This window comes from Limnospira sp. PMC 1279.21 (genome assembly GCF_032349615.1).
Classification (GTDB): domain Bacteria; phylum Cyanobacteriota; class Cyanobacteriia; order Cyanobacteriales; family Microcoleaceae; genus Limnospira; species Limnospira fusiformis.
The window spans coordinates 1-555 of record NZ_JARPLU010000501.1; the positions used below are offsets into that span (position 1 = coordinate 1).

Genomic DNA, 555 nt, shown 5'->3' on the forward strand with positions numbered 1-555 from the left:
CGCAAGTTTGGCATTGGTCACTGATATTATAACCGATTAAGCGAACTTGATATAAAAGCCAGGCTAAGCAAAGCCAATAAACGGCTCAAGCGCTCAGGGTCCTTAAAGTGAGTCGATTCGAGACAGAAGCCCCGAGTCTTCAAGGCTCCGAAGAGGTTTTCAATACCCCAACGCCGAGCATAGTCGGGGAGGGCCGTTTCGGGGCAAGCGTTAGTGATGAGAATCAACAACTCCCCCGAATCAGCCAGACGAGAGCCAATGACGTAAACCTGCCGTCCCCAAACCCAACGGCGACCCGAAAGCTGGCGAAATTCTCCGGGTCGCAGAGAATCAAACATTCGTTCGCCGCTACGCCGAGTTCCTCCTAACTTAGGACTAATCAGCTCGCTGTGGCGGATGCGTAGGCGGAAAGGAACCTCGGGGTCGATGAGAAGATACGAGAGCCAATCTCGCCCCACAAATTCCCGGTCAGCGGTCAGATAAGCCACCTCCACGTCAGGAAATATAGCATTAGTCAAGGTGGTTAGGACGCAGCTTTGAGAACGGAATCCATGG

The 555-nt window shown here is 52.8% G+C and carries 1 pseudogene; it reads right to left on the bottom strand.

The annotated features are described in order from the left end of the window. Nucleotides 1-53: 53 nt before the first annotated feature. Nucleotides 54-555 (bottom strand): annotated as a pseudogene (locus P5683_RS25650) (transposase); the annotation flags it as partial.